Below are 21,134 nucleotides of genomic sequence, written 5' to 3'. Positions count from 1 at the left end.
TTGAGTCGTATCCCTTAACCGCGTGGAGTCGCGACGCTGGCAAGTTTGGGCGCGGCTTTATCCGGCGCCACTTGTTCCAGGTTGCTGGCTTCAAGCGCTTGTCGTTGTTGGGCCAAGGCGGCGAGGGTTTCTTTGCTGGCCATCGGGATGGTTTCCGGGGCGACCGGCGAGCCGGGGCGTGCACGCTGCAGGCCCTTGACGATGATGGTGTCGTCCTTGTTCAGGCCGCTGCGTACGATGCGCAAACCTTCGATCTTCGGCCCCAGTTCCACGGCGCGATAAGCCGGTTTGTCGCCGTCCATCACCAGTACGAATTTCTTGCCCAGATCGGTGCCCACGGCTTCATCGTTGATCAGCACGGCGGAGTAGGTGCCGCTGCCCACCAGCTTCAGGCGTGCGTACAGGCCAGGGGTGTATTCGCCCTTGCTGTTGTCAAACACGGCGCGCCCACGAATGGTGCCGGTGGCCGGGTTGACCTGGTTGTCGACGAAGTTCATCTGGCCCAGGTGCGGGTTGCCGGTTTCATTCGACAGGCCCAGGTAAACCGGGGTCGTAGCGCCACGGCGGCCTTGGCGAGCCAGCTCGGTGTACTTGAGGTAAACGCGCTCATCGGCGTCGAAGTAGGCGTAGACCTTGTCGGTGGAAACCACGCTGGTCAGTGCGGTGACGTCAGCGGTCACCAGGTTGCCGGCGGTGATGTCGGCACGGCTGACGCGGCCGCTGATTGGCGAGGTTACGCGGGTAAAGCTCAGGTTCAGCTTGGCCAGGTCCAACTGCGCCTGGATCCCGGCGACAGCGGCGCGGGCTTCCTGGGCGGCGGTGGTGCGCGAGTCGGCCAGTTCGGCGGAGATCGCATTGCTCTGGCGCAGGCGCTCGCCGCGTTGGGCTTCGTTGTCACTGCGGGTGGCGGCGGCGCGGGTCTGTTGCAACTGGGCTTCAAGGCGGCGCACTTCAGCCTGGAACGGACGCGGGTCGATCTGGAACAGCAGGTCGCCTTTCTTGACCAAAGCGCCTTCGGTGAAAGCGACTTGGTCAATCTGGCCAGAAACCCGTGGACGGATCTGCACCGTTTCCGGTGCTTCCAAACGGCCGGTGAACTCATCCCACTCGTTCACCGGTTGTTCCAGCACCTTGGCCACGCTGACTTTGGCGGCTGGCATGGCGGCCGCTTGTTCCGGGGTCTTGCCGCACGCGCTCATCACCACCACGGCCAAAATCGCCAGGGGGAAGCGCAAATGTTTGAGTGACTGTTCCATGAGGTGCATCCGCCAATGTATTTGAGATGGGCGGATCATGCGCGGCGGGGTGGTATGTCACGAATCGAATGAAGCAAAGGTAACTATCATTGCGAATGATATAAGCGCGAGATTAGCCCTCTAGGATGGGGGTTTCGTTAGGGTGCTATCAATGGGCGTGATGACAAAGGACTGTTGCGTGGTTCGCAACAAGCACTGAGAGGGTGTGGCGGTTGGGGTGTCAGGCATTGCATTGAGGTGGGCGTATGGACGGATGAAACCGTCCAGTCAAAACGACCGGACGGTTTTTGGCCGTGGGCCCTACGCTGTACCGAACCCGATCTGCACCGTCAGCGCTCCCTGGTTATCCCCCAAACCAATGCCATAGCGCCCCTCCAGATCATCGTTGATACACAGCTGCAATTCCCCCGTCTGCCCCGGCGGAATCTCGGCCAGATCCCCCACCAGAAACGGTGTCCCGCTGCTGCCCACACGCCCAACCAGCGCGCCTTCATTTGCGCCCGGCAGGGTGTAGCCCGCTTTGGCGATCAACCCCGGACTGCCATTGCCATCAACCATGCCGCCGACCGGGCTGGCCAGCCAATGGCCGCTGACATACCGCACCACACGCGGGCTTGGGCCGCTGATCTGCACGCCAGTGCCTTGCCATGGCTGGTTGGCTTGCACCTGCACGGTGACGGCTTTGAGGTCGTTGCACAGGGTGTCGCCGGCCTGGATCGACAGCGCGGCAATGGTCAGGCTCGGGTTGGAGGTGCCGGTGGTGGGGAATACGCCGTCGCCCACCAGGAACAGGTTGTTGTGGTCCCAACTGCGCTGGTATTTGTCGACCACCGAGGTGGCCGGGTCGGCGCCCATGCGGTAGGTGCCCATCAAGTGCCCGGCGCCCTGGAAGGAGTACGACTCGCCCTGGTATTCAAACAAACCGGGCTTGATATTGGTGGTCAGTTCGGTGGCGCCCAGCAGCTCAGTGATGACGTGGCTGGCAAGAATCCGCGCCTGTTTGAAGCCTTCCTTGGTGTAGTCCGACAGGTTGTAATGGATTTCCGGTCGCGGGATGCCCAGACGGTCTTTGTACTGACTGGACGGCACGATGTAGCAGTTGGCCTTGTTCGGATCGTCCTCGACTTGTTCCACCAGAAACCCTACCCGAAACTGCCGGGTGAGCAGGTTGTTCAGCTGTTGCACCAGTGCCGTGCCGAACAGCACCTGGGACGCGTCCGTGGACTTTGGCAGTGGGTTGGTGCGGCTGACGTTGGTGCCATCGATCAGGTCGGCCACGGTGGTGTACGGGTCGCCGATCGGCCAGTTGAAACCCTCGTTGCCTATCTCGATCCGCCAGGCCGCGCGCTGGCTGCGAAAGGCGCCGTCGCGCAGGCTTTCGATACCGGCGGTGGACACCGGGCCACGGTACGGGAACACCGTCTTGCCTTCGGGCATCAAGCCCCACGCCAGGTAGATCGGGTGGTCCGCCAGGCTACGACCGACCTGGCCACTGCTGTTGGCCACGCCCTTGGGCCAGGCGCTGCTGGTGGAGTTGAGCAGCAGCTTGGGCGTTTCGATGGCATGGGCGGCGATCACGTAGCGCTGCCCGATCGCGACGCCAGTGCCGGTGGCCGGCCCATCGCCCAACTGATACTGAATGAACTCAATGCCGCTGACAGTCTTGTCCGCTGCCACCGTGACCTTGCTCGCCACGGTCTTGTACAGCACCCGCACATTGCCGGTGTTGAGCGCATTGTTCAGGGTCACCGTGGCGTCGTACTTGGCCTGGATCGGGCAGATCGGCGTGCAGTTGGTATTGCCTGCGCACACCCGTCGCCCGGCATACGGCTGCGAGTTGCGCCCGGCTGGGGTGGGGCTCACCACCAGCGGCAGTCCTTGGAACGATTGGCCCTGCACCGCGCTGACGAAGCTGCCATCCACCAACGACAGCGGAATGCTGGTCATCGGGTATTCATAGTTGGTCGGGAACGTGATGCCCAGGTAGGCCTGGTCGGCGACGTTGGCCGCCACGCCTATTTCTGCTTCGGCGCGGCAATAAGCGCTTTGCAGGTCGTTGTAGCTGATCGGCCAGTCCACGCCCACGCCGTACAGCGTCTTCATCTTAAAATCATTCGGCAGCATGCGCAGGCACGTGGCGACCCAATGCCAGGTAGTGCCGCCGCCGACGCGCTCATAGGTGCTGGTGAACGGCAACGGGCCTTTTTGCACCAGGTAACTGACCTCGGGATTTTTCCAGTTGTCATCGAGCAGGTCAGCGATGGTCGCGCGCGGTGCGTTCTGTTCGGCTGGGTTGCGCGTCGGACTGAGGGTACTCACCGGCGGATAGGGGGACTCGGGGGTCTTCAGCGTGGCGGTGTAGAAACGCTCCAGGTACTGGTTTCGGTTGGCCGGGACTTCCGGGCCGGATTCCAGCACCAGCACCTTCACCCCCGCCAAGCCCAATTGATAGGCAATGATGCTGCCCGCCAGGCCAGCACCGACGATCACTACGTCTGCTTGTTCGGTACTCATGACGATGCTCCAGGCTGTGGGCTGGCGGTAACCCCGGTGAAGTCTTCCAGGCTCGGTGGTGGGCTGTTCCAGTAACCGAAGAAGAACTCGCTGTAGCCCATCGGATGGGCCTGGGCGATGTTCCACGCCCAGCTCTGGGTGTAGGCCTCGGCACTGACCACGGTTTGCTCGTTCACCGGGAACGCGCCTTGGGTGTACGGCTGATACCACACGCCGAGCATCCACAGTTTCATGATCGCGCGCGCCGCTTGGGCGGTTTGCGTGGCGGCGGGTTGGCCGTTCTGCATCAGGATTGCGTTGCCGATTTGCTGCGGCGTCTGCTGCTCGCTCGCCAGCGCGGCGTATTGGGCGAGCAGGGTGCTGAGCACGTCTTGGCCCACGCGAGGGCCAACGAAATTCAGAAACAGGGTGGGCAGGCCGATGGGGTCTACCGACGGCGCCAGCAGTTCCTGATTGATGCCGGTGAGCACCACGCTCAGGCCGGTAAAATTGTCCAAGTCGGTACTCATGGCTGACTCCTTGTCACACCGGTGGATTGAGCGCGTTCGAGCAGGTAAGTGAAGTCGGCGAAACTGGTGCGCGGTGATTGCGTCACGTGGGTGGCGGCATTGCCGTGACAGGCGATACAACTGGAGGACGCCTGGGGCACCGTGCCCTGGATATAGGTCTCCAGCGTTGCATTGGCGAGGAACGAAGGCGCTGGATTGCCCAACGGTTTGGTGGCCGAAATCTGGCACGGTGGCTGGCCGCTGAGGGTAGGCCACTGGGTGCTGATCAACTGGTAATTGGCCCAGACGCTGTTGGGGTTAACCGTACGCAGCAGGTTCTGGTAAGTGCTGTTGAGCGCCTTGGTTTCATCGGTCAAAGGGATCTCGCGCACGATCTGCGATGGCGTGGCCTTTACCGCCGGGTTCCAGGGCCGTGGCGGCGGTTGGTTGACCTCGGCATGGCTGCTGGCGTTATAGAACAGGTACGGGCCTTTGCGCTCGGCAGGCGGCGTGGTTTTTTCCGGGACATTGTCAACGTGCTCGAAGGTCGACCACACCCACTGCGGCGCACTGGTGGTCTTATGCACGATATGCAGTCCCACCAGCCCCACCGGCTCGGCAACGCAGGACTCGGCCACCACCGGCCCTTTGCTCGGGTCGCTGTTGCCTGGCGTATACACCAGGGCATCGACGGTGTGGAAACTGCTGGGGTTGTCGTTGCCGTCCAGCACCTTCCACGAGGCCTTGACCATCAACGAACCCACTTCACTGGTGGCCGGGTTGCCGCAACTGAATGCCACCGCATTGGTCGCACTGGCGGCAAAAAATGCCTGCTGACCCTGGATGCTGTACAGGCCATTGTTGACGATGCCGTCGAACATCGATTGGTTAACCACGATTTCATTGCGCGTGTACACGCCGCTCTGGTCCACCAACGGGCCGCTTTGAAACGGCTGAATAAACTCGTCCAGCACATCCGGGACCTTGCCCATTTGCTGCAACAAGCGCCCCGACCCCTTGCCTTCACAGGCCGCCGGTACACTGGCCGGCGCCTGCCAGGCCGCTGGTTTCTGCCCTTGGGGCAGGAAGATTTGGTAGCTCTCCTTGTAGCTTTCCCACACCGTGGCCGCGTCCTGCTGGCCGATCTGCACGCCGGTATTGGGCTTGCCATCGGCCAGGACCGGCCAGTTCAGCGCAATGAACGTCTGCCACGACATTTCATCGAAGTTGGCTTGCAGGCTGTCGAGAGAGAAGGGCGGGGTCGCCGTGACATCGAAGGGTATTTGCGTAGACAACGTGGGGGCCGCGACGACCAGGGGGCTCAGCAACGCGCCAAACAGCGCACAGCCGAACCCGGGCCGGGGGCGATGGGTTTCCATTCTCATCGGTATCTCCTAGGCATCAGACGCCAGGAGACAGTGGGTCCGTCATGGACTCTTCAATGCGCCTCCTGGCACGGGCTTGAGCGTAGATAAGGTTGGAAATGCCGGTGTACGGGACGCTAGATTTATTCGTAATAAAAACAATCGCTCAGAGGCGCTTCAGGCACGCTCTGCGCGGATATAGGTGCGAAACACATGGTCCCACAGCGGTGAAGACACGCCGAAGTTCTTCTCGATGCCTTTGCGATGATGCAGGTCGTGATTGGCCACCAGCCCCGGTATAAACCGATAGGCCCAATGCGCCGGGCGGTGCATCACGTAGTGCACCGAGATGTAATAAAAGTAGCCCGTCACCGCGCCGACAAACGCCGAGGTCAAACCGGCGTACCAGGCCAATAGCAGCAATGCCGCAAAGATGGAGCTGGTTTTCCAGCTCGACACACCGATATAGGCCAGCACATCCACATGGTGGGTCCAGTGCTCGTGGCGATACAGCGAGTGGAACAGAAAGCGGTGTGCCGAATACTCCACCAGCGTCCAGGCCATGAAGCCCGCGAGCAGTTGCAGCGGATCAAGTGGCGCCAGGCAGAGCGCCAGGCCGATAAACAGGGGAACGGTGAAGAAATCCAGGTAATACGCGACTGACGACATCAGCCATTTGTTTGAAGCCGCCATGTGCGGATCGTCCTTGAGGTGCATGAACCGAGGGGGAAGTTAAGCCGAGTCCTCCCCGGCGGCGGGCAGATTGCCCGTTGATTCACGCCGTTGCAACAACTCGATGTGCTGCGCGGGTACCAGGGTGCGCAAGGTTTTGTAGAGCACCCGGGTTTCCAGCAGGTTCCACACCCGCAGCATGGTTTCCAGCGCGTCCAGGGGTTTGCTGATGAAGTCCCGGGCGCCCAGGGCCAGGGCGCGCAGGCGGGTGTCGCGGGTCGCGTCGGCGGTGAGTACCAGGATCGGCAGGTATTCGCCCTGGGGGATACGCCGGTTGAGTTGTTCCAGCACTGCAAAACCGTCGAATTCCGGCATGTGCAGGTCAAGAATCACCAAGTCCGGTTCGAAACTGTTGAACAGCTCCAGGGTGCGCAGCGGCTGGGTGCTGCTCAGCACGTTGGTGAGCCCTTCGCGCGCCAGCAGTTGCTCCACCAGGTCGAGGTTCGGGCGTTGGTCGTCGATGATTAGAATGCGCAGGTCGAGGTTCACGCGGGCTCCGGGAAAGACTGGTCGAGGTGGGCGAGAAACGCGGGCACGTTGATCGGTTTATTCAACACGGCGGTTGCGCCGGCGTCCTGCAGGGCCTGGCGGGTAAGGTCGCTGGCGTCGGCGGTGATCATCAGTACCGGTGTGTCACGGGTGATCGGTGACTGGCGCAACCGTTGCAGCACCTTCAATCCGTCGAGGTCCGGCAGGCAGACATCCAGCAGAATCAACTGTGGCGCGTGCTGCGCGGCCAGGTCCAGACCCAGTTGGCCTTGCATGCTGGACAGCAGTTTTATCCCCGGTCGGCGTTGCAGCAGGGTTTCGATCAGCGCCAGGCTGGAGAGATTGTCTTCGATGCACAACACCTTGCCCAGGAACGTGCAGGCGGCGGGGACTGGGCGCGGCAACTGGGTGTCGATAACGGGCGTGGTACTGCGCTGGAATGCCGCTACGCGCGCGAACGGGAGCTCCAGCGTGAAGCGTGAGCCAATGCCGGCCTGGCTTTGCACGTTGAGGTGGCCGTCCATGTTTTCCAACAGGCTTTTACTCAGGGCCAGGCCCAAGCCGCTGCCTTCCACATTGGGGTCGGCGCCCAGGCGTTCGAACGGTTTGAACAGTTGCCCCAGGTGATCCGCCGCGATGCCGTTGCCGGTATCACACACCGACACGGCGATACGCGGCCCATCAACGCTGACTTCGATGCTGACGTCGCCATCGCGCTGGTTGTATTTGATCGCATTGGACAGCAGGTTCAGCAGCACCTGGGTCAGGCGTTGCCGGTCGGCCACGATGCCAACATCCGCCGCCAAGGCGGGCAATGGCTGTAACCGAATGCCCGCCTCGGCGGCCATCGGCGACACCAGCGACAGCGCCTCTTGCAACGCCTCCGCCAAAGGGATCGGCGCGATATTCAACGCCAGGCTTCCCGCCTCGATCTTGGCGATGTCCAGCACTTCGTTGATCAGTGTCAGCAAGTGCTGGCCGGCCCGCAGGATATGCCCGACGTCGGCCTTTTGCGCCTTGGGCGCGTCCATGTCCAGCAGTTGTGCAAAGCCCAGGATCGAGTTGAGCGGGGTGCGCAGTTCGTGGCTCATGCGCGACAGAAACTCGCTTTTGGCACGGCTGGCACGTTCGGCTTCCTCACGGGCCTTGCGCAGAGCGATCTCGGCCGCGCGGCGGTCGGTGATGTCGCGGGTGATCTTCGAAAAACCGCGCAAGGCGCCGGTGCCGTCGTACTGCGCGGTGATCACCACGCTGGCCCAGAACCGCGTGCCGTCCTGGCGGCAACGCCAGCCTTCTTCGGTGTAATCGCCGTTGCGGGTGGCTTCGCGCAGCGCCATGTCCGGGTGCTGAGGGCATTCCTCGGGCAAGTAGAACACCGAGAAATGCTGGCCGATGATTTCCTGTTCGGTGTAGCCCTTGATCCGCTCGGCGCCGTTGTTCCAACTGGTGACATAGCCCGCGGTGTCGAGGGCGAAGATCCCGTAGTCCTTGACCCCATCGATGATCAGCCGCAAGCGTTCTTCGTTGTCACGCAATGCGCGCTCGCGCTCGGCCAGCAGCAACCCGGCTTCTACCAGGCTGGTGCCCAATTGGCCGATTTCATCGTGCTCCGGCGGTTGCGGCAGCAGCGGCGAACCAAGGGCCAGGCGTTGGGCGTTGCGCTGCACATTCTGGACCCGCGCCACAATGCCTTTGGACAGGAACAGCACGGCGACGATGGCGCCAAACAAGCCGCAAATCGCCGCCAGCCAGGTGGACAGCAACAAACGCTGACGGGTTTCGGCCGCCGCCGCGCTGCGCTCGGCCAGCAACGACGCCTCAAGGGTGAGCATGGTGCTGATGTGTTGGCGCAACGCATCAAGGATGTGTTTGTTGCTGATCAGGATGGCACTGATCGATTGCGGCGTGGCGTCGCGGTCCTTGAGCATCTCTTCCAGCCCGTCGACCTTGCCATCGATCAGCGGCTTGATGGCGCTGAGTTGCTCGCGTACCCGTTGATCACGCACGTTGTGGTCAAGCCGGCGTAGGGCGGACTCGATCTGCGGCCTGGCGTTGAGGTAGCTGGGCAGGAAGTCTTCGCGGCGAGTGAGCAGGTAGCCGCGCACACTGGCGGCGGCCTCGGCGAGCAGGGTGTGCACGGCCTGGATATCGCCTTGCACGCGCAGCACCCGGCGCACGTCCTCTTCGGCGCGGGCGGTCTGGCGTTCGGTGGTGTAGATCAGCACCAGCGACAGCAACAGCACCACCAGCGGCAGCGAGATCACCACCAGCGCCTTGCCCCGCAGTGGCAGATCGGCCCAACGCCGTTTCATGGTGACGTCACCAGGCCCAAGGCGATGCCGCGTACGGCGGCTTGGGTGCGATCAGCTGCGCCGAGCTTGCCGATCACGCGTTCCACATGGGCCTTGGCGGTGCCAGTGGTGATCCCGAGCTGCTCGCCGATGGCGCGGTTGCTCATGCCGTTGGCCACCAGGCCAAGGACCTGGCGCTCGCGCGGGGTGAGGTTTTCGGTGGGGGCCGCGCCGCCGGCCTGGCGTTCGGTCATGCGGCGCAATAGCCGCGTGCTGACCGCTGTGTTGAGCGCTTCGCCGCCGGCCCCGACTTTTTGCAGGGCCTGGATCACCTCGGCACGGCTGGCGTCCTTGAGCAAGTAGCCGACCGCACCGGCATTCATCGCCGCTTCCAGGTATTCGGGGCTGTCGTCCATGGTGAACATCACCACTTTCACCGCTGGCAGGCGCTCTTGCAGCAACCGAGCGGCGCCCAAGCCGTTGAGCCCAGGCATGCGGATGTCGAGGATGACGATATCCGGCAGCAGTTGCTCACACAGCTCCACTGCTTGCAGGCCATCGCTGGCTTGACCGACCACCTCGAACTGCGCAAGGCCGGCCAGCAGAGAGACGAAACCGGTGCGCGTGACTTCATGGTCGTCTGCCAGCACGAGACGCAGGACGTCGGTCATTGAGGAATTCCAGGTAAGTGGGCAGGCACGCGGGCGTGCAGCTGGGTACCGCAGTCGACTGCGCTGACGCAGGTGAAGCTGCCGCCCAGCAGGCTGGCACGCTCCTGCATGGTCGCGAGGCCAAGATGCTGGGCGTCATCGCGTGAGGGGGCCGAAGTGAAGCCTCTGCCGTTGTCGTCCATGCGCAGGGAAGCCTGGCCGTCGTGCAAGGCCAGGGTCAGGGTCACCCGGCTGGCATGCGCATGCTTGAGGATATTGTTGATGGCTTCCTGGCCGATCCGGAACAGGGCGATTTCCACCTGGCTGGGCAATCGCGTTTCACAGTGGGCGAGCCACACCACGTTGATGCCAGCGTCGCGCAGGCGGTCGGCTTCTTTGTCGAGGGCTTTGAACAGGCCGAAATCATCCAGCACGGTGGGGCGCAGACCTGCGATGAGTTGACGGCCTTCACCGACGGAGTGCTGGGCCAGGGTGAGAATCGCCTGCAAGTCGGCGGCGAGTGCGTCCGGCAGTACGGGGCAGCGGCCTGCAAACCCTTGCAGCCGTTGGTGCAAACCCGCGAGGGTCTGTGCCAGGCCGTCGTGCAGGTCGTAGGCCACGCGCTTGCGTTCGTCTTCCTGGGCGCGAAACAGCCGGTTGACCAGGTCGGACAGCGTCTTGTCGCGGGTTTTGAGGGTGGTCAGCAGGCGATCGTTTTCCAGGTGAGTGGCCAGCAGGGTGGCGAGCAGTTGCAGGGATTCGCTGTCTTCGTGCTCCGGTGCCCGCAGGCTGACACTATTGCCCAACACCAGCAGGCCAAACGCTTTGCCGTCACTGCCTCGCAACGGCACTTGCAGCACGCTGTGAGGCTGCTCCTTCCAGCGAGGTGCGCGCAGATCGCGGTCAGCGAGGGCGGCCAGGCTGGTCAGGCGTGCCGGGCTGCCATGGCTCGCCGTGGTGTGAACAGCTCCGTCGGCGGCCCATTCCTGCAGCAGGCCATGGTCCATCGCAAGAAACGCGCAAGCCCGCGCGAGCACGCGTTCGCGCATGGCGTCGGGGGCCAGTTGGCTCAGCTCCTGCCCGGTATCCACTAACAGCCGCAGCCGCGCCGTGCGGCTTTCCGATTGCCGGAAATGCGCGCGCATGGCCAAGGCGCTGCCGGGGTCATGGGGCGGGTTATGCATGGGTGATGCTCCAGTGCTGCGGGCGTGCGGGGCTTCTATTAAACATGGTTAAACACCTTGGGCGCTATCTGCCAAATGGCATAGGTAAATGACTCCGGTTGGCCGATGGCGCGCCACGGTCGGCTTGGCAAAGTGGGCTCAACGAACACCACTGGAGTATCCCAATGCAATTCAAGCCCGCAGCAATCGCCCTGATGTTTGCCTTGAGCGTTCCGTTTGTTCAGGCCGCCGAAACGTCGCCGTATGTCTACCGTGAGGTGGCCCAGGCGCCGGCCAATGTGAAGGACCGGGAGATTGCCGGTTTGTTTGACCGTTGGAACAGCGCTTTGCAGACCGGCAACGTCACCTCGGTGGTCGACCTGTATGCGCCGGGTGCGGTGCTGCAGCCTACCGTGTCCAACCAAGTGCGCACTACGCCGGATCAGATCAAGGACTACTTCGATCACTTCCTGGCACTCAAGCCGGTAGGCCAGATCAACTACCGTGAAATCCGCCAACTGGGCACTAACGTAGCCATGGACAGCGGGGTCTACACCTTCACCCTGACCGACGCGAAGGGGCAGGTCAGCCATGTGCAGGCGCGCTACACCTTCGTTTATGAGCAGGTGGGGGGCCAGTGGAAAATTCTTAATCACCACTCTTCGGCGATGCCTGAGGTGCAGGTCAAGCACGCTAAGCAGTAACGGCGGGAGGAAAAATGCCTATCCCTTGGCGGGGGTAGGCATTTTTTTGTGGTGGTTGGGAGAGTGCCCCTGTGACGGACCCGGAACCCATGGGCATTTGACGACCTCTCCCTATCCAAATGTGAGAGGCCACGCTCGTCACAAAAACAGGCCCGTTTAGGGAAATAGTTAACCCTTTAAAATCAGTGACTTATTTTATGTTTGATAACAAGGGGTTGTCTTTCAGAAGTCCAAGGTGACGCCGGTATAGAGCGCACGCCCGTCGCCGGGTGAGTGCAGTGACGCCTTCGCGCCGTCCGGGTCGTACCAGACGTATTCGTAGTAGCGGTTGGTGAGGTTTTTCAGTTGCAGGTCGACACTGACGGATTCAGTCACTTGGTACGTCGCACCCAGGTTCATCAACACGTAACCGCCGTAAGTCCCCTTGGTGTTTTCGCGCTCCAGGTAGTAGTGGGTCTGGCCGTTCATCCACGCGGTCAGTTGCAGCGCGGGGGTGGCTTTGTAGTTTATGCCTGCGTTGTAGAGGTGATGGGGGATGTGGTCGATTTCCTGGCCTTTGCTGTTGGGCAGGGTGGCGCTGGGCTGGAGGATTTTCGAGTACTGCCAGGCGTAGGCCATCCAGATGTCGGTGCGGTCGTTCGGGTGCAGGTTCAACTGCGCGTCGTAACCCCAGCGGCGGGTTTCGCCGACGTTATCCGATTCGCCACTCGGGTCATTGAGCCGGCGGCTGACTTCGCCGCTGGCTTCCTGCTGCCAATAGGCGACGCGGCCGTCGATCCAGTCGGCGGGGGTGAACTTGATACCAGTTTCCCAGCCTTCGTTGATCGACGGCGCGAGGTCGGTATCCCGTGGCGGGATCTTGTAGGCAGCGGCGCCGGTGCCGACCTGGAAGGTACGGCCCCAGTTGGCGTACACGCTGGCCACGTCCCACGGCGAGTACACCACGCTGAGCTTGGGTTGTTTGATCAGCCCATAGTCGTTGATGGCGTAATCCATGCCGGTCATTTGGTTGGTGAAGTCGCCGTGGATTTTGTCGACGCGGTAGGCCGGGATGATTTTCAGCGATTCAAACGGTTTGATCTCAGCCTGGATGTAAGCCCCGTAGGTGTCAAAGTCGAACTGCTGGTCGCGGGTTTGCGCCAGGCGTGTGCGGTTCTGGGTCCGGTAGCGTTCACTGGTGTTCTGTTGCTGCTGGACGTCCGCGCCGCCTTCCAGGGCGAAGGCGTAGAGCCAGCTTACCTCGGGCCGCCAGGTCAGGGAGGTGAGGGCGCCGTACTGGGTTTCGTAGGCGTCGCGCTCCTGCTGGGAGCTGGTGCGCCAGTATTGCGTCCAGCGTCGGTCGTCGAAGGTGTTGAGGTAGGTTTTTGCCGACCAGGCCAATGTTTCGGCCAGTTCGGTATCGACGTGCACACTGAGTTGGTTCATCCGCCGCGTGCCTTTGTCGGTGGCGTTGTAGCGGTTGGTCATGGTGGGGTGGTGGCGGGCGTCGTCTTCACTCAAATATCCCGGCTCTTGCGCCTCGGTTTCGTAATGGCGAGCGATCAGGCCGACACGGTAGCTGCTGTCGTCCGGGGTGTAGAACCATTTGCCGGACATCGAGAATTTATCCGCCTGGGCATGATCCCGGTAGCCATCGGCTTTCTGGTAGGCGAAGAAGTAATTCTGCGTCCAGTTGCTGCCTTCGATGCCCTTGGCGAGTTGCGTCTCGCGGGTGTTGTAGCTGCCGTAGCGGATTCGCGCCTTGGTGTAGTCGCCTCCTGTGCGGGTCAGCATGTTGACGTTGCCGGCAATGTTGTTGAGGCCGTAGCGCGCGTCGCTGGTACCACGTACCACTTCGATACTGTCCAGCTCCATGGGGAAAATCATGTCCATGAACGGCATGTTGCCGTCGTTGCTGTTGCTGGGGATCCCATCGATCAGCAGCTTCACCGCGTTCACTTCACCTTCGCCGTTGAAACCGCGAAAGGAGATCTTGCCGGAGGTGGTGCCTTGGTTGAATTCGGTGAGCATGACCCCTGGCGCACGGCTGAACAGCTCCCAGCTGTAGTTGACCGGCATTTTCTCCAGGATGTCGGCACCGAGGATGTCGACCGAACTGAGCACGCTGGCGGTGTTCAGCGGGCCGCTGGCGTTGGTGCTGCCCTGGACGCTGACGGTGCCAAGGGTGAGGGCCGAACTTTCGGTTGCATGGGCCAGTGGCGTGAGTGCAAACACTGAGAGCAGCGGCCAGAGTGAGGAGGGCACAGCGATACGCTGTGCGCGGGACAGAGTAAATGGAGCAGGCATGAGCACGCTTCCTGATGACCAAAAGACTTCAAGGACGTTCAGCCACCCTCAAGGGGCGGCAGAAAACACAGGGTTTCGGGGCAGTCAGGCAACAGGGGAGGCGCGCGGGCTCAGGCTCGGCCAGCGAACCCTGGGATGCAACGTGGGTAACAGCGGATCAGCGAGGGCGACATCCGGGGCATAGCGCGGCAGCCAATGCCGGTAATAGTTGGACGGCAGCGCGGCCAGGCCGGCATGCCCGCAGCAGCAGTCGCCATGCTTCATGGCGGCAGTCGAAGGCGCAGATTTGAGCGGGTCGATCAGCTTGTCAAAGCCTGGTGGCAGGGCTTGGGAGGCGCCGCCTGAGCAGAATCCACCCCACAGCATCAGGCCGATGTCCGGCGTTTGCAGGGCGCGGCTCAACGGCATGGCCAGCATGTTGAGCAACAGGGCCAGGCAGGCGATCCAGGGGCTGATGCGTTTGAACATAGCCATAAAGCCATCGACGCAAAGGGGCGCGTATTTAGCCGCAGTTCAGGCATGAAGTAAAACGCGCTATTTTGCCGCAGGCCTGGCGACCAAACGCGGTGTTGGTGGCGCAACAGCGGTTCAATAAAGTGTTCGATTATCCGAGCCGTGCGGGGTGACCGGTACAGCGCAACCCCTTGAATAAGACGGCTTATGCGCTTGGCATGAATTGTGTTGTGACCCGATTGGCGCTGACCCGACAACGGGAGGGGAAACCTCACCTTTCATAAGAAACCACACCCATGCACAACGTCTTGCAACGCACAGTCATCGCCAGCCTGCTGGCACTCGGCGCCGTGGGCGGGCCATTGTCGACCATCGCCCAGGCCGCCAACGATCAACAGTTCATCCCGCTGGCCACCTACCGAGTTGGCGCCTACGCCTCCAGCGGTATTCCGTGGTGGGCAGGGGAAATTGATTACTTTCGCTATATCAACGAAGTCGAAGGCGGGGTGAACGGCGTGAAGCTGGTCTGGCAGGAATGCGAGACCGAGTGGAAGACCGACCGCATCATCGAATGCTACGAACGCTACAAAGGCGGCCTGGACGGTGCGCCCACCGGGTTCTTCTTTACCCACAGCACCCCGGCCTCCTATGCGCTGATGGACCGTGCTGCCGTCGATCACATCCCCTTGATCGATGGCGCCGGCGGGCGTACCGAATCCACCGATGGCCGCGTGTTCCCTTACGCGTTTCCGTTGTTGCTCAACTACTACGGCCAGGCCTCGGTGGGCATCAATTACATTGCCCAGCGCGAAGGTGGGCTGGACAAGCTCAAGGGCAAGAAGATCGTCACTGTCTATCACGACTCTGCCTACGGTCGCGAAACCCAGGCGGCCATGCAGTTGCTGGCGCAAAAGTACGGTTTCGAGAACATCCAGATTCCCGTAGCAGACCCAGGTAACGAGCAGTCCACTCAATGGCGGCAAGTGCGCCAGATCAACCCGGACTGGGTATTCCTGCGCACTTGGGGCGTTTCGACACCGGTGGCGATCAAGACCGCCGTGCGTTTTGGCGTTCCCGTGGACCGTCTGATCGGTGATGTGTGGGCAGGCTCTGAAGCCGATGTGATTCCCGCCGGCACCGCCGCCAAAGGCTACCAGGCGCTGGCGCCGTTCCCCGGTGGCGACGGTTTCGAAATCCATAAAAAGCTCAAGCAGTTCATCCTTGATCCCGGCAAGAGCAACCTCAAGGACACCAGCTACTTCGGCAAGGTCTACTACAACATCGGCCTGATCAACGCCGCGATTGCTGTCGAAGCGCTGCGCACCGGTCAGGCAAAATTCGGCAACCGCGCGCTGAACGGTGAGGAAACCCGCTGGGCGTTCGAGCACCTGAATATCGATGCGGCACGCCTCAAGGCCATGGGCTTCGAAGGGCTGTTGGCGCCGTTGACATTGTCCTGCGCCGACCACGAAGGCGGCGGTTCGGCCCGAGTGCAGCAGTGGGATGGGCAAAAGTGGGTGCTGGTGACCGACTGGCTGCAAGCCGACCGCGCCACCTTGCGTCCGTTGATCGAAGCCAAGTCCGCCGCGTATGCCCAGGAAAAGGGCATCGTGGCGCGTGATTGCTCGGCGCAGTAAACCTCAGGCGGCGCTTGCCGCGACTTGCCGGCCAGGGATGGCCGCAATCAGTTCGCGGGTGTACTCGGTGGCCGGCTGGTTGAAGATTTGCGCCACCGAGCCTTGTTCAACCACGCGACCATTGCGCAGCACCAGCACCTCATGTGCGAAGTTGGCCACCACTGACAAGTCGTGGGACACCAGCACATACGCAATGCCCATCTCCCGTTGCAGCTCTTGCAGCAGGTCAAGAATGCGTGCCTGCACCGAAACGTCCAGGGCGCTGACCGGTTCATCCAGCAACAGCAGGTCGGGTTTCAACGCCAGGGCGCGGGCGATGGCGACGCGTTGGCACTGGCCGCCGGACAGTTCACGGGGCAGACGGTCCAGAAAGCTCACCGGCAGGTGCACGCGGCTGATCAGCTCCCGCGCCGCCTGTTCCAGGGCGGCACCCTTGAGCAAGCCAAACGACACCAGCGGCTCCACGATGCTGTCGAACACGGTGAAGCGTGGGTCCAGCGCAGCGAAGGGATTTTGCTGCACCAGTTGCAGGCGTTGGCGCAACGGGCGGAAGTCGCGCCAACTGAGGTCTGTAACGTCCTGTTGTTCGAACCAGACCCGGCCCTGGCTCGGCTTCTCCAGGCCGAGGGCGATGCGCAGCGCGGTGCTCTTGCCCGAACCGGACTCGCCGACGATGGCCAGGGTCTGGCCGGGGTACACCTCAAGGTTGAGACCTTCCAGGGCCAGGAAGGTCGAGGCTTCGCCCTTGACCTTGGGTAGGGCAAACGTCTTGCCGACGTTGTGCAGGCTGAGGATCGGCTGACGCCCCAGATCGAGATTGATCAACGGATCGCGGCGCTTGGCGAAGGCAGGCGCGGCGGCAATCAGTGCGCGGGTGTAGTCGTGGCTGGGGCGGGAAAGGATCTGCTGTGGCGGGCCTTGTTCGACCACCTCGCCGTGCTGCATCACCAGAATGCGGTCGGCGCGGTCGGTGGCCACGCCGAGGTCATGGGTGATGATCAACAGCGAAATGCCGCGCTCCCTGACCAGGCGTTGCAGGTGATCGAGGATCTTGCGCTGCACGGTGACGTCGAGCGCGCTGGTGGGCTCGTCGGCAATGATCAGGCGCGGATTACCGGCCAGGGCGATGGCGATCAGCACGCGCTGGCGCATGCCGCCGGAGAGTTCATGGGGATATTGGCGGGCGCGCAGCACCGGTTTGTCGATCCCCACCTGTTGCAGCAACTCGACAATATCCGCATCGACGCCGGGGTAGCGCTTGCCCTTGGCCAGGATCAACGCCTCGGCGATCTGTTGGCCGATGCGCAGGGTAGGGTTGAGGCTGACCATCGGGTCCTGTGGCACCAGGCCAATGGTGCGGCCGCGCAGGTTGCGCTTCTGGCGTTCGCTGGCGTGGGTCAAGTTATGGCCATCCACCCACAGTTGACCGGCGCTGATTTGCGCGTTGTCTGGCAGCAGGCCAAGGATGGCGTTGGCCAGGGTGGATTTGCCCGAGCCGGACTCGCCGACAATCGCCACGGTTTCGCCTTGGGCGAGGGAAAACGACAGCGAACGCACCGCTGGATTGACCTGACCGCTGGAGCGGTAATCGACACTGAGTTGGCGTACATCGACCAAAAGCGGGCTCATCGCTGGATCTCCTCGAAGGTGCGGGCGATATGGTTGAGGCTGAACACCACGGCCACCAGGAACAGGCCGGGCAGCAACGACACCCAAGGTGCGGTGATCAGAAAGTGCCGGCCGTTGGCGATCAAGGTGCCCCATTCCGCCGCCGGTGGTGCGGCGCCGAAACCGAGAAAACTCAAGCCTGCGGTGGCGAGGATGGCTGCGCCGAAGTCCAACGTTGCCAGTACCGCTACCGGGCCCCAGGCGTTGGGCAGAATGTGCCGCAACAACGTGCGGCCCCAACTGGCACCGCCCAGCCGTGCGGCTTCGACATAGGGCAGGGTTTTCACCCGCAGTACCTCGGCGCGGGTGGTACGGGCAAAGCCAGGAATAATGCCGATGCCCACCGCGATGGCCACCGGTACGGTGCCGAAACCGATGGCCGTGACGATCGCCAGGGCCAGCAGCAGTCCAGGCAGAGCCAGCAGTACATCGACCACGCGCATGATCACCGCATCGATACGGCCACCGGCAAACCCGGACAAAATGCCCAGCCCGAGTCCGCCTACCAGCGCGATCCCCACCGCCAGCGAGGCCGCCAGCACCGACAGGCGCGCGCCGTAGACCACGCGGGTAAACAGGTCACGGCCCAGTTCATCGGTGCCGAACCAATGGGTCAAGTTGGGCGCCGTGAGTTTGGCGAGCGGCGCGGTGGCGTAGGGGTCGAAGCTGCTCAGTAGGTGCGGCGCCAGGGCGGCGACCAGCGAGAACACCACCACTGCCACGGCCAGGCTGAACCCCGGCCGGCGCAGCAAGGGCAGCAGGGTGGACGTGGCGCGTTGCAAGTGGCTGCGGCGGTGCCAGAGGGTTTCGCTGCGCACGCGTTTCTGGGTGAGCGTCGTCATGGTCTAGGACACCTTTGGCGTGTGGGAAATGCGCGGGTCGAGCCAGGGGTACAGCAAGTCCACCAGCAGGTTCACGAGGACGAAGGCTGCCGCCGACACTGCAACGATGGCCAACACCACCGGAATGTCCTGGCGCAGTACGGCTTCCTGGGCCAGGCGGCCGATGCCGGAACGGGCGAAGATGGTTTCCACCAGCACCGCGCCGGACACGGTATTACCCACCTGTAGGCCGATCAGGGTGAGGATGGGCAGCGCGGCATTCCTGAACCCATGGCGTGCCTGCACCTGGCCCCGGCTCAGGCCCTTGGCGTAGGCGGTGACGATATAGGCCTCTTTCCACACGCCCTGGAAGCTGCGTTGCAGCACTTGGGCGTACACCGCGGCACTTGGGATCGCCAGGGTGATAGCCGGCAACACCAAGCTTTCGAAGCCACGGGTGCCGGTCGCGGGAAACCAACCCAGGCCAAACGCAAACACCTGGATCAGTAACAAACCCATCCAGAACACCGGCACCGAAAAGCCCAGGGACGGCAAGCGCGCCAGTGCTTTTTTCAGGGGTTGCCAACGGATATACGCGGTGAGGTACGCCAAGCCAATGCCGCCGAGCAGCGACAGCACAATCGCCAGCCCCGCCAGGGACAGCGTCTGTGGCAGGCGCTCGGCGAGCAACTCGGCCACCGGGCGGTTGAGTGACAATGACTGCCCAAAGTCACCGCGCAGCGCGCCCAGCAGCAGGTCGATGTATTGCTCAAACAGACCTTTATCCAATCCGTAATAGGCCCGCGCCTTGGCCAGGTCTTCCACCGACAGCGCGTCGGCTTCCATGCCGGACGCACTGAGCATGATCGACAAGGTGTCGCCGGGCAGCAGATAGAGGATGAAGTAGGTGATGCTGTAGGCCCCCCAAAGCACCAGCAGCGCCTGGCCGACCCGGCTAATCAGGTAACGACTCATGGCGCGGCGACCTCGATATCACCCAGCAGCGCAAAACCTTCGGCGGTCCAGCGGAAGTTTTTCACCTTGGCCGACGTTGCGGCCTGCCACACGCGCTCATACACCGGGAACGCCGAGCCTTCATCCACCAGCAGGTCTTGCAGGTTGCCGTAGGCCGCTGCGCGTTGTTGGCTTTGGGTGGCGGTGATGCCTGCATCGAACAGGTCTTTGGCAGCGTTCAGCACCGTCGGTTCGTAGAGGTTGGTGGCCAGGGTCGAGCTGTTGGCGGTGCGTGGGTCGAGGATGGTTTGCAGGATGATCGGGTCGGCGCGGGTCATGTAGGTGCTGGTCAGGTCATAGTTGCCGGCCGAGTTGTTGGCGACCCATTCGGCACGGGTGACCACGTTGAGTTTGACCTCGATACCGACCTTGCGCAGTTGGTCCTGGAGCAGCACGTCACCGGCGGTTTCGGATGGGGTGATGTTGTAGCTCAGGCTCAGGCGCTTGCCGTTTTTCTGGCGGTAGCCGTCCGCGCCCTTGGCCCAGCCGGCCTGGTCCAGCAGCTGCTCCGCGCCTGCCGGGTCGTAGGCCAACTTTGCACCCTGGCTCTTGAAATAAGGCGTGGTGACGTCGTAGATGCCGTCCACCACCGGAAATTCGGCGTTGTAGACGGTGCTGGCGTAGCTCTTACGGTCGATGGCCTTTTGCAGGGCCAGGCGGACTTGCTTGTCGCTCAGTGCACGCCCATCACGGGTGTTGGGATACAGGTTCAGGGCCGGCCCCGGCAGCGAACGGCTCTGGATGGTGGCGCCCTTGGACTGGAACAGCTTCAGGTCCACCTCGGAGAACGGGTTGCGCGGCCACAGGATGTCGGCCTTGCCTTGCAGGAACAGGCCGTTGCGCACGCTTTCCTCGGGGATGTAGCTGATGTCCACCGCATCCAGGTGCGCTTCGCCCTGGTTCTTCATATTCGCCGAAGCCCAGGCGTAACCCTTGCGCTTGGTCAGGTGCGCGCCGACTTCCGGGGTGTAGCTGGCCAGCACGAACGGCCCGGTGCCGATGATCTTGCCCAACGAGCGCTCTTTGGCGCTGAGTGTGTAAGAGGCCGGCGCGAGGATCGACAGGTTGGTGGTAGACGTGGCTTGCAGGAAGCCGGCGTTGGGCTTGGCCAGTACCAGTTTGACGGTCAGGTCATCCACCACTTCGGCGTGGTCGAACCCCGCCAGGTAGGTGGCGCCAAAGGTGGCCGGCAACTCGGTGGCTAACGCCTTGTTGCTGTCGAAGGCGGTTTTGACCGCCACCGCATTGAAGCGCTCGCCGTTGCTGAAGGTGACGTTGTCGCGCAAGTGGAAGGTATAGGTGAGCGCGTCGTCACTGACTTCCCAGCTTTTGGCCAGCCAGGGAATGATCTTGCCGGTCTCCGGGTCTTGGTCGGTAAGGGACTCCGCGACATTGCGCAGCAGCACGCGGTGTTCCAGCCAATAGACCTGGAACGGGTCGACGCTGACCAGGGTGGTGTTGTCGCCAAAAAAGGCGATGTTCAGGGTCTTGCCGGCCTGGGCGTCACTGCCCGAAGGCGAGCAGGCGGCCAGGCTAAGCGCCAGGGCGCACGGGGCCAATAGACGGCTCATCAAGTTGGAGGTGTTCAATGGGATGCCCTCGTA

At 62.5% G+C, this 21,134-nt stretch carries 17 protein-coding genes; 2 read left to right on the top strand and 15 right to left on the bottom strand.

Going from position 1 to position 21,134, the window contains the following annotated elements; genetic code table 11:
• Positions 1 to 14 precede the first annotated feature (14 nt).
• The 9 genes from mexE to ACKZ62_RS15460 form a co-directional block, all read right to left on the bottom strand.
• Positions 15 to 1,256: a multidrug efflux RND transporter periplasmic adaptor subunit MexE gene (gene mexE / locus ACKZ62_RS15500; protein WP_032891296.1), complete on the bottom strand. Its 1,242-nt coding sequence runs from the start codon at positions 1,254 to 1,256 to the stop codon at positions 15 to 17.
• Positions 1,257 to 1,556: 300 nt separating this feature from the next.
• Positions 1,557 to 3,770 (bottom strand): GMC family oxidoreductase, encoded by a 2,214-nt coding sequence (locus ACKZ62_RS15495; RefSeq protein WP_032891298.1) that lies wholly within the window; start codon positions 3,768 to 3,770, stop codon positions 1,557 to 1,559.
• Positions 3,767 to 4,279: a sorbitol dehydrogenase gene (locus tag ACKZ62_RS15490; RefSeq protein WP_447095491.1), complete on the bottom strand. Its 513-nt coding sequence runs from the start codon at positions 4,277 to 4,279 to the stop codon at positions 3,767 to 3,769. The genes ACKZ62_RS15495 and ACKZ62_RS15490 overlap by 4 nt, the downstream gene beginning before the upstream one ends.
• Positions 4,276 to 5,643, bottom strand: a complete 1,368-nt coding sequence (locus ACKZ62_RS15485; RefSeq protein ID WP_122757249.1) for a cytochrome C — start codon at positions 5,641 to 5,643, stop codon at positions 4,276 to 4,278. The genes ACKZ62_RS15490 and ACKZ62_RS15485 overlap by 4 nt, the downstream gene beginning before the upstream one ends.
• Before the next feature lie 156 nt (positions 5,644 to 5,799).
• On the bottom strand, positions 5,800 to 6,315 hold the full coding sequence (locus tag ACKZ62_RS15480; RefSeq protein ID WP_447095490.1) for a sterol desaturase family protein: 516 nt from the start codon (positions 6,313 to 6,315) through the stop codon (positions 5,800 to 5,802).
• 39 nt (positions 6,316 to 6,354) lie between these two features.
• The gene (locus ACKZ62_RS15475) at positions 6,355 to 6,843 is read right to left on the bottom strand and encodes a response regulator (protein ID WP_095184877.1); all 489 of its coding nucleotides are present in this window, start codon (positions 6,841 to 6,843) and stop codon (positions 6,355 to 6,357) included.
• Entirely contained in the window at positions 6,840 to 9,155 is a 2,316-nt protein-coding gene (locus ACKZ62_RS15470; protein ID WP_122757251.1) for an ATP-binding protein, read from the bottom strand. The genes ACKZ62_RS15475 and ACKZ62_RS15470 overlap by 4 nt, the downstream gene beginning before the upstream one ends.
• Entirely contained in the window at positions 9,152 to 9,805 is a 654-nt protein-coding gene (locus ACKZ62_RS15465) for a response regulator (protein WP_095184875.1), read from the bottom strand. The genes ACKZ62_RS15470 and ACKZ62_RS15465 overlap by 4 nt, the downstream gene beginning before the upstream one ends.
• Positions 9,802 to 10,968, bottom strand: coding sequence for a sensor histidine kinase (locus ACKZ62_RS15460; protein WP_447095489.1), 1,167 nt, complete (start codon positions 10,966 to 10,968; stop codon positions 9,802 to 9,804). Before ACKZ62_RS15460 ends, ACKZ62_RS15465 begins: the two co-directional genes overlap by 4 nt.
• Positions 10,969 to 11,132: 164 nt before the next feature.
• Between ACKZ62_RS15460 and ACKZ62_RS15455 the strand changes: the two genes are divergently transcribed.
• Positions 11,133 to 11,651 (top strand): SgcJ/EcaC family oxidoreductase, encoded by a 519-nt coding sequence (locus ACKZ62_RS15455; RefSeq protein WP_095184873.1) that lies wholly within the window; start codon positions 11,133 to 11,135, stop codon positions 11,649 to 11,651.
• Between the two features lie 222 nt (positions 11,652 to 11,873).
• Here ACKZ62_RS15455 and ACKZ62_RS15450 read toward each other — a convergent pair whose 3' ends face one another.
• Positions 11,874 to 13,937 (bottom strand): TonB-dependent receptor, encoded by a 2,064-nt coding sequence (locus ACKZ62_RS15450; RefSeq protein ID WP_095184872.1) that lies wholly within the window; start codon positions 13,935 to 13,937, stop codon positions 11,874 to 11,876.
• Positions 13,938 to 14,021: 84 nt separating this feature from the next.
• The gene (locus ACKZ62_RS15445; RefSeq protein WP_122753223.1) at positions 14,022 to 14,411 is read right to left on the bottom strand and encodes a DUF2946 family protein; all 390 of its coding nucleotides are present in this window, start codon (positions 14,409 to 14,411) and stop codon (positions 14,022 to 14,024) included.
• Positions 14,412 to 14,686: 275 nt separating this feature from the next.
• On the opposite strand from ACKZ62_RS15445, the gene ACKZ62_RS15440 reads away from it, so the two are divergent.
• Entirely contained in the window at positions 14,687 to 16,027 is a 1,341-nt protein-coding gene (locus ACKZ62_RS15440; protein ID WP_447095488.1) for an ABC transporter substrate-binding protein, read from the top strand.
• Positions 16,028 to 16,030: 3 nt separating this feature from the next.
• On the opposite strand, the gene ACKZ62_RS15435 is transcribed toward ACKZ62_RS15440, so the two are convergent.
• Genes ACKZ62_RS15435 through ACKZ62_RS15420 form a run of 4 tightly spaced genes read right to left on the bottom strand, consistent with a single transcriptional unit; the run spans position 16,031 to position 21,101 of the window.
• Entirely contained in the window at positions 16,031 to 17,656 is a 1,626-nt protein-coding gene (locus ACKZ62_RS15435; RefSeq protein WP_447095487.1) for a dipeptide ABC transporter ATP-binding protein, read from the bottom strand.
• Complete coding sequence (locus ACKZ62_RS15430; protein ID WP_032891314.1) at positions 17,653 to 18,537, bottom strand: ABC transporter permease; 885 nt, start codon at positions 18,535 to 18,537, stop codon at positions 17,653 to 17,655. Before ACKZ62_RS15430 ends, ACKZ62_RS15435 begins: the two co-directional genes overlap by 4 nt.
• 3 nt (positions 18,538 to 18,540) lie before the next feature.
• Positions 18,541 to 19,491, bottom strand: coding sequence for an ABC transporter permease (locus ACKZ62_RS15425; protein ID WP_447095486.1), 951 nt, complete (start codon positions 19,489 to 19,491; stop codon positions 18,541 to 18,543).
• A complete protein-coding gene (locus ACKZ62_RS15420; protein WP_447096963.1) occupies positions 19,488 to 21,101 on the bottom strand; it encodes an ABC transporter substrate-binding protein in 1,614 nt (537 codons plus the stop codon). Before ACKZ62_RS15420 ends, ACKZ62_RS15425 begins: the two co-directional genes overlap by 4 nt.
• Positions 21,102 to 21,134: the final 33 nt, after the last annotated feature.

The organism is Pseudomonas sivasensis (genome assembly GCF_052938085.1).
The sequence above is the reverse complement of the archived record's forward strand: the minus strand, read 5'-3'. Positions and strand labels throughout refer to the sequence as shown.

What these genes read in the sequence shown, in the direction of transcription:
- ACKZ62_RS15465 (WP_095184875.1), bottom strand. Translation starts at nt 9,805, where the DNA reads ATGACCGACGTCCTGCGTCTCGTGCTGGCAGACGACCATGAAGTCACG.
- ACKZ62_RS15450 (WP_095184872.1), bottom strand. Translation starts at nt 13,937, where the DNA reads ATGCCTGCTCCATTTACTCTGTCCCGCGCACAGCGTATCGCTGTGCCC.
- ACKZ62_RS15470 (WP_122757251.1), bottom strand. Translation starts at nt 9,155, where the DNA reads ATGAAACGGCGTTGGGCCGATCTGCCACTGCGGGGCAAGGCGCTGGTG.
- ACKZ62_RS15480 (WP_447095490.1), bottom strand. Translation starts at nt 6,315, where the DNA reads ATGGCGGCTTCAAACAAATGGCTGATGTCGTCAGTCGCGTATTACCTG.
- ACKZ62_RS15485 (WP_122757249.1), bottom strand. Translation starts at nt 5,643, where the DNA reads ATGAGAATGGAAACCCATCGCCCCCGGCCCGGGTTCGGCTGTGCGCTG.
- ACKZ62_RS15440 (WP_447095488.1), top strand. Translation starts at nt 14,687, where the DNA reads ATGCACAACGTCTTGCAACGCACAGTCATCGCCAGCCTGCTGGCACTC.
- ACKZ62_RS15435 (WP_447095487.1), bottom strand. Translation starts at nt 17,656, where the DNA reads ATGAGCCCGCTTTTGGTCGATGTACGCCAACTCAGTGTCGATTACCGC.
- ACKZ62_RS15460 (WP_447095489.1), bottom strand. Translation starts at nt 10,968, where the DNA reads ATGCATAACCCGCCCCATGACCCCGGCAGCGCCTTGGCCATGCGCGCG.
- ACKZ62_RS15425 (WP_447095486.1), bottom strand. Translation starts at nt 19,491, where the DNA reads ATGAGTCGTTACCTGATTAGCCGGGTCGGCCAGGCGCTGCTGGTGCTT.
- ACKZ62_RS15455 (WP_095184873.1), top strand. Translation starts at nt 11,133, where the DNA reads ATGCAATTCAAGCCCGCAGCAATCGCCCTGATGTTTGCCTTGAGCGTT.
- ACKZ62_RS15420 (WP_447096963.1), bottom strand. Translation starts at nt 21,101, where the DNA reads ATGAGCCGTCTATTGGCCCCGTGCGCCCTGGCGCTTAGCCTGGCCGCC.
- ACKZ62_RS15430 (WP_032891314.1), bottom strand. Translation starts at nt 18,537, where the DNA reads ATGACGACGCTCACCCAGAAACGCGTGCGCAGCGAAACCCTCTGGCAC.
- ACKZ62_RS15495 (WP_032891298.1), bottom strand. Translation starts at nt 3,770, where the DNA reads ATGAGTACCGAACAAGCAGACGTAGTGATCGTCGGTGCTGGCCTGGCG.
- ACKZ62_RS15490 (WP_447095491.1), bottom strand. Translation starts at nt 4,279, where the DNA reads ATGAGTACCGACTTGGACAATTTTACCGGCCTGAGCGTGGTGCTCACC.
- ACKZ62_RS15445 (WP_122753223.1), bottom strand. Translation starts at nt 14,411, where the DNA reads ATGGCTATGTTCAAACGCATCAGCCCCTGGATCGCCTGCCTGGCCCTG.
- mexE (WP_032891296.1), bottom strand. Translation starts at nt 1,256, where the DNA reads ATGGAACAGTCACTCAAACATTTGCGCTTCCCCCTGGCGATTTTGGCC.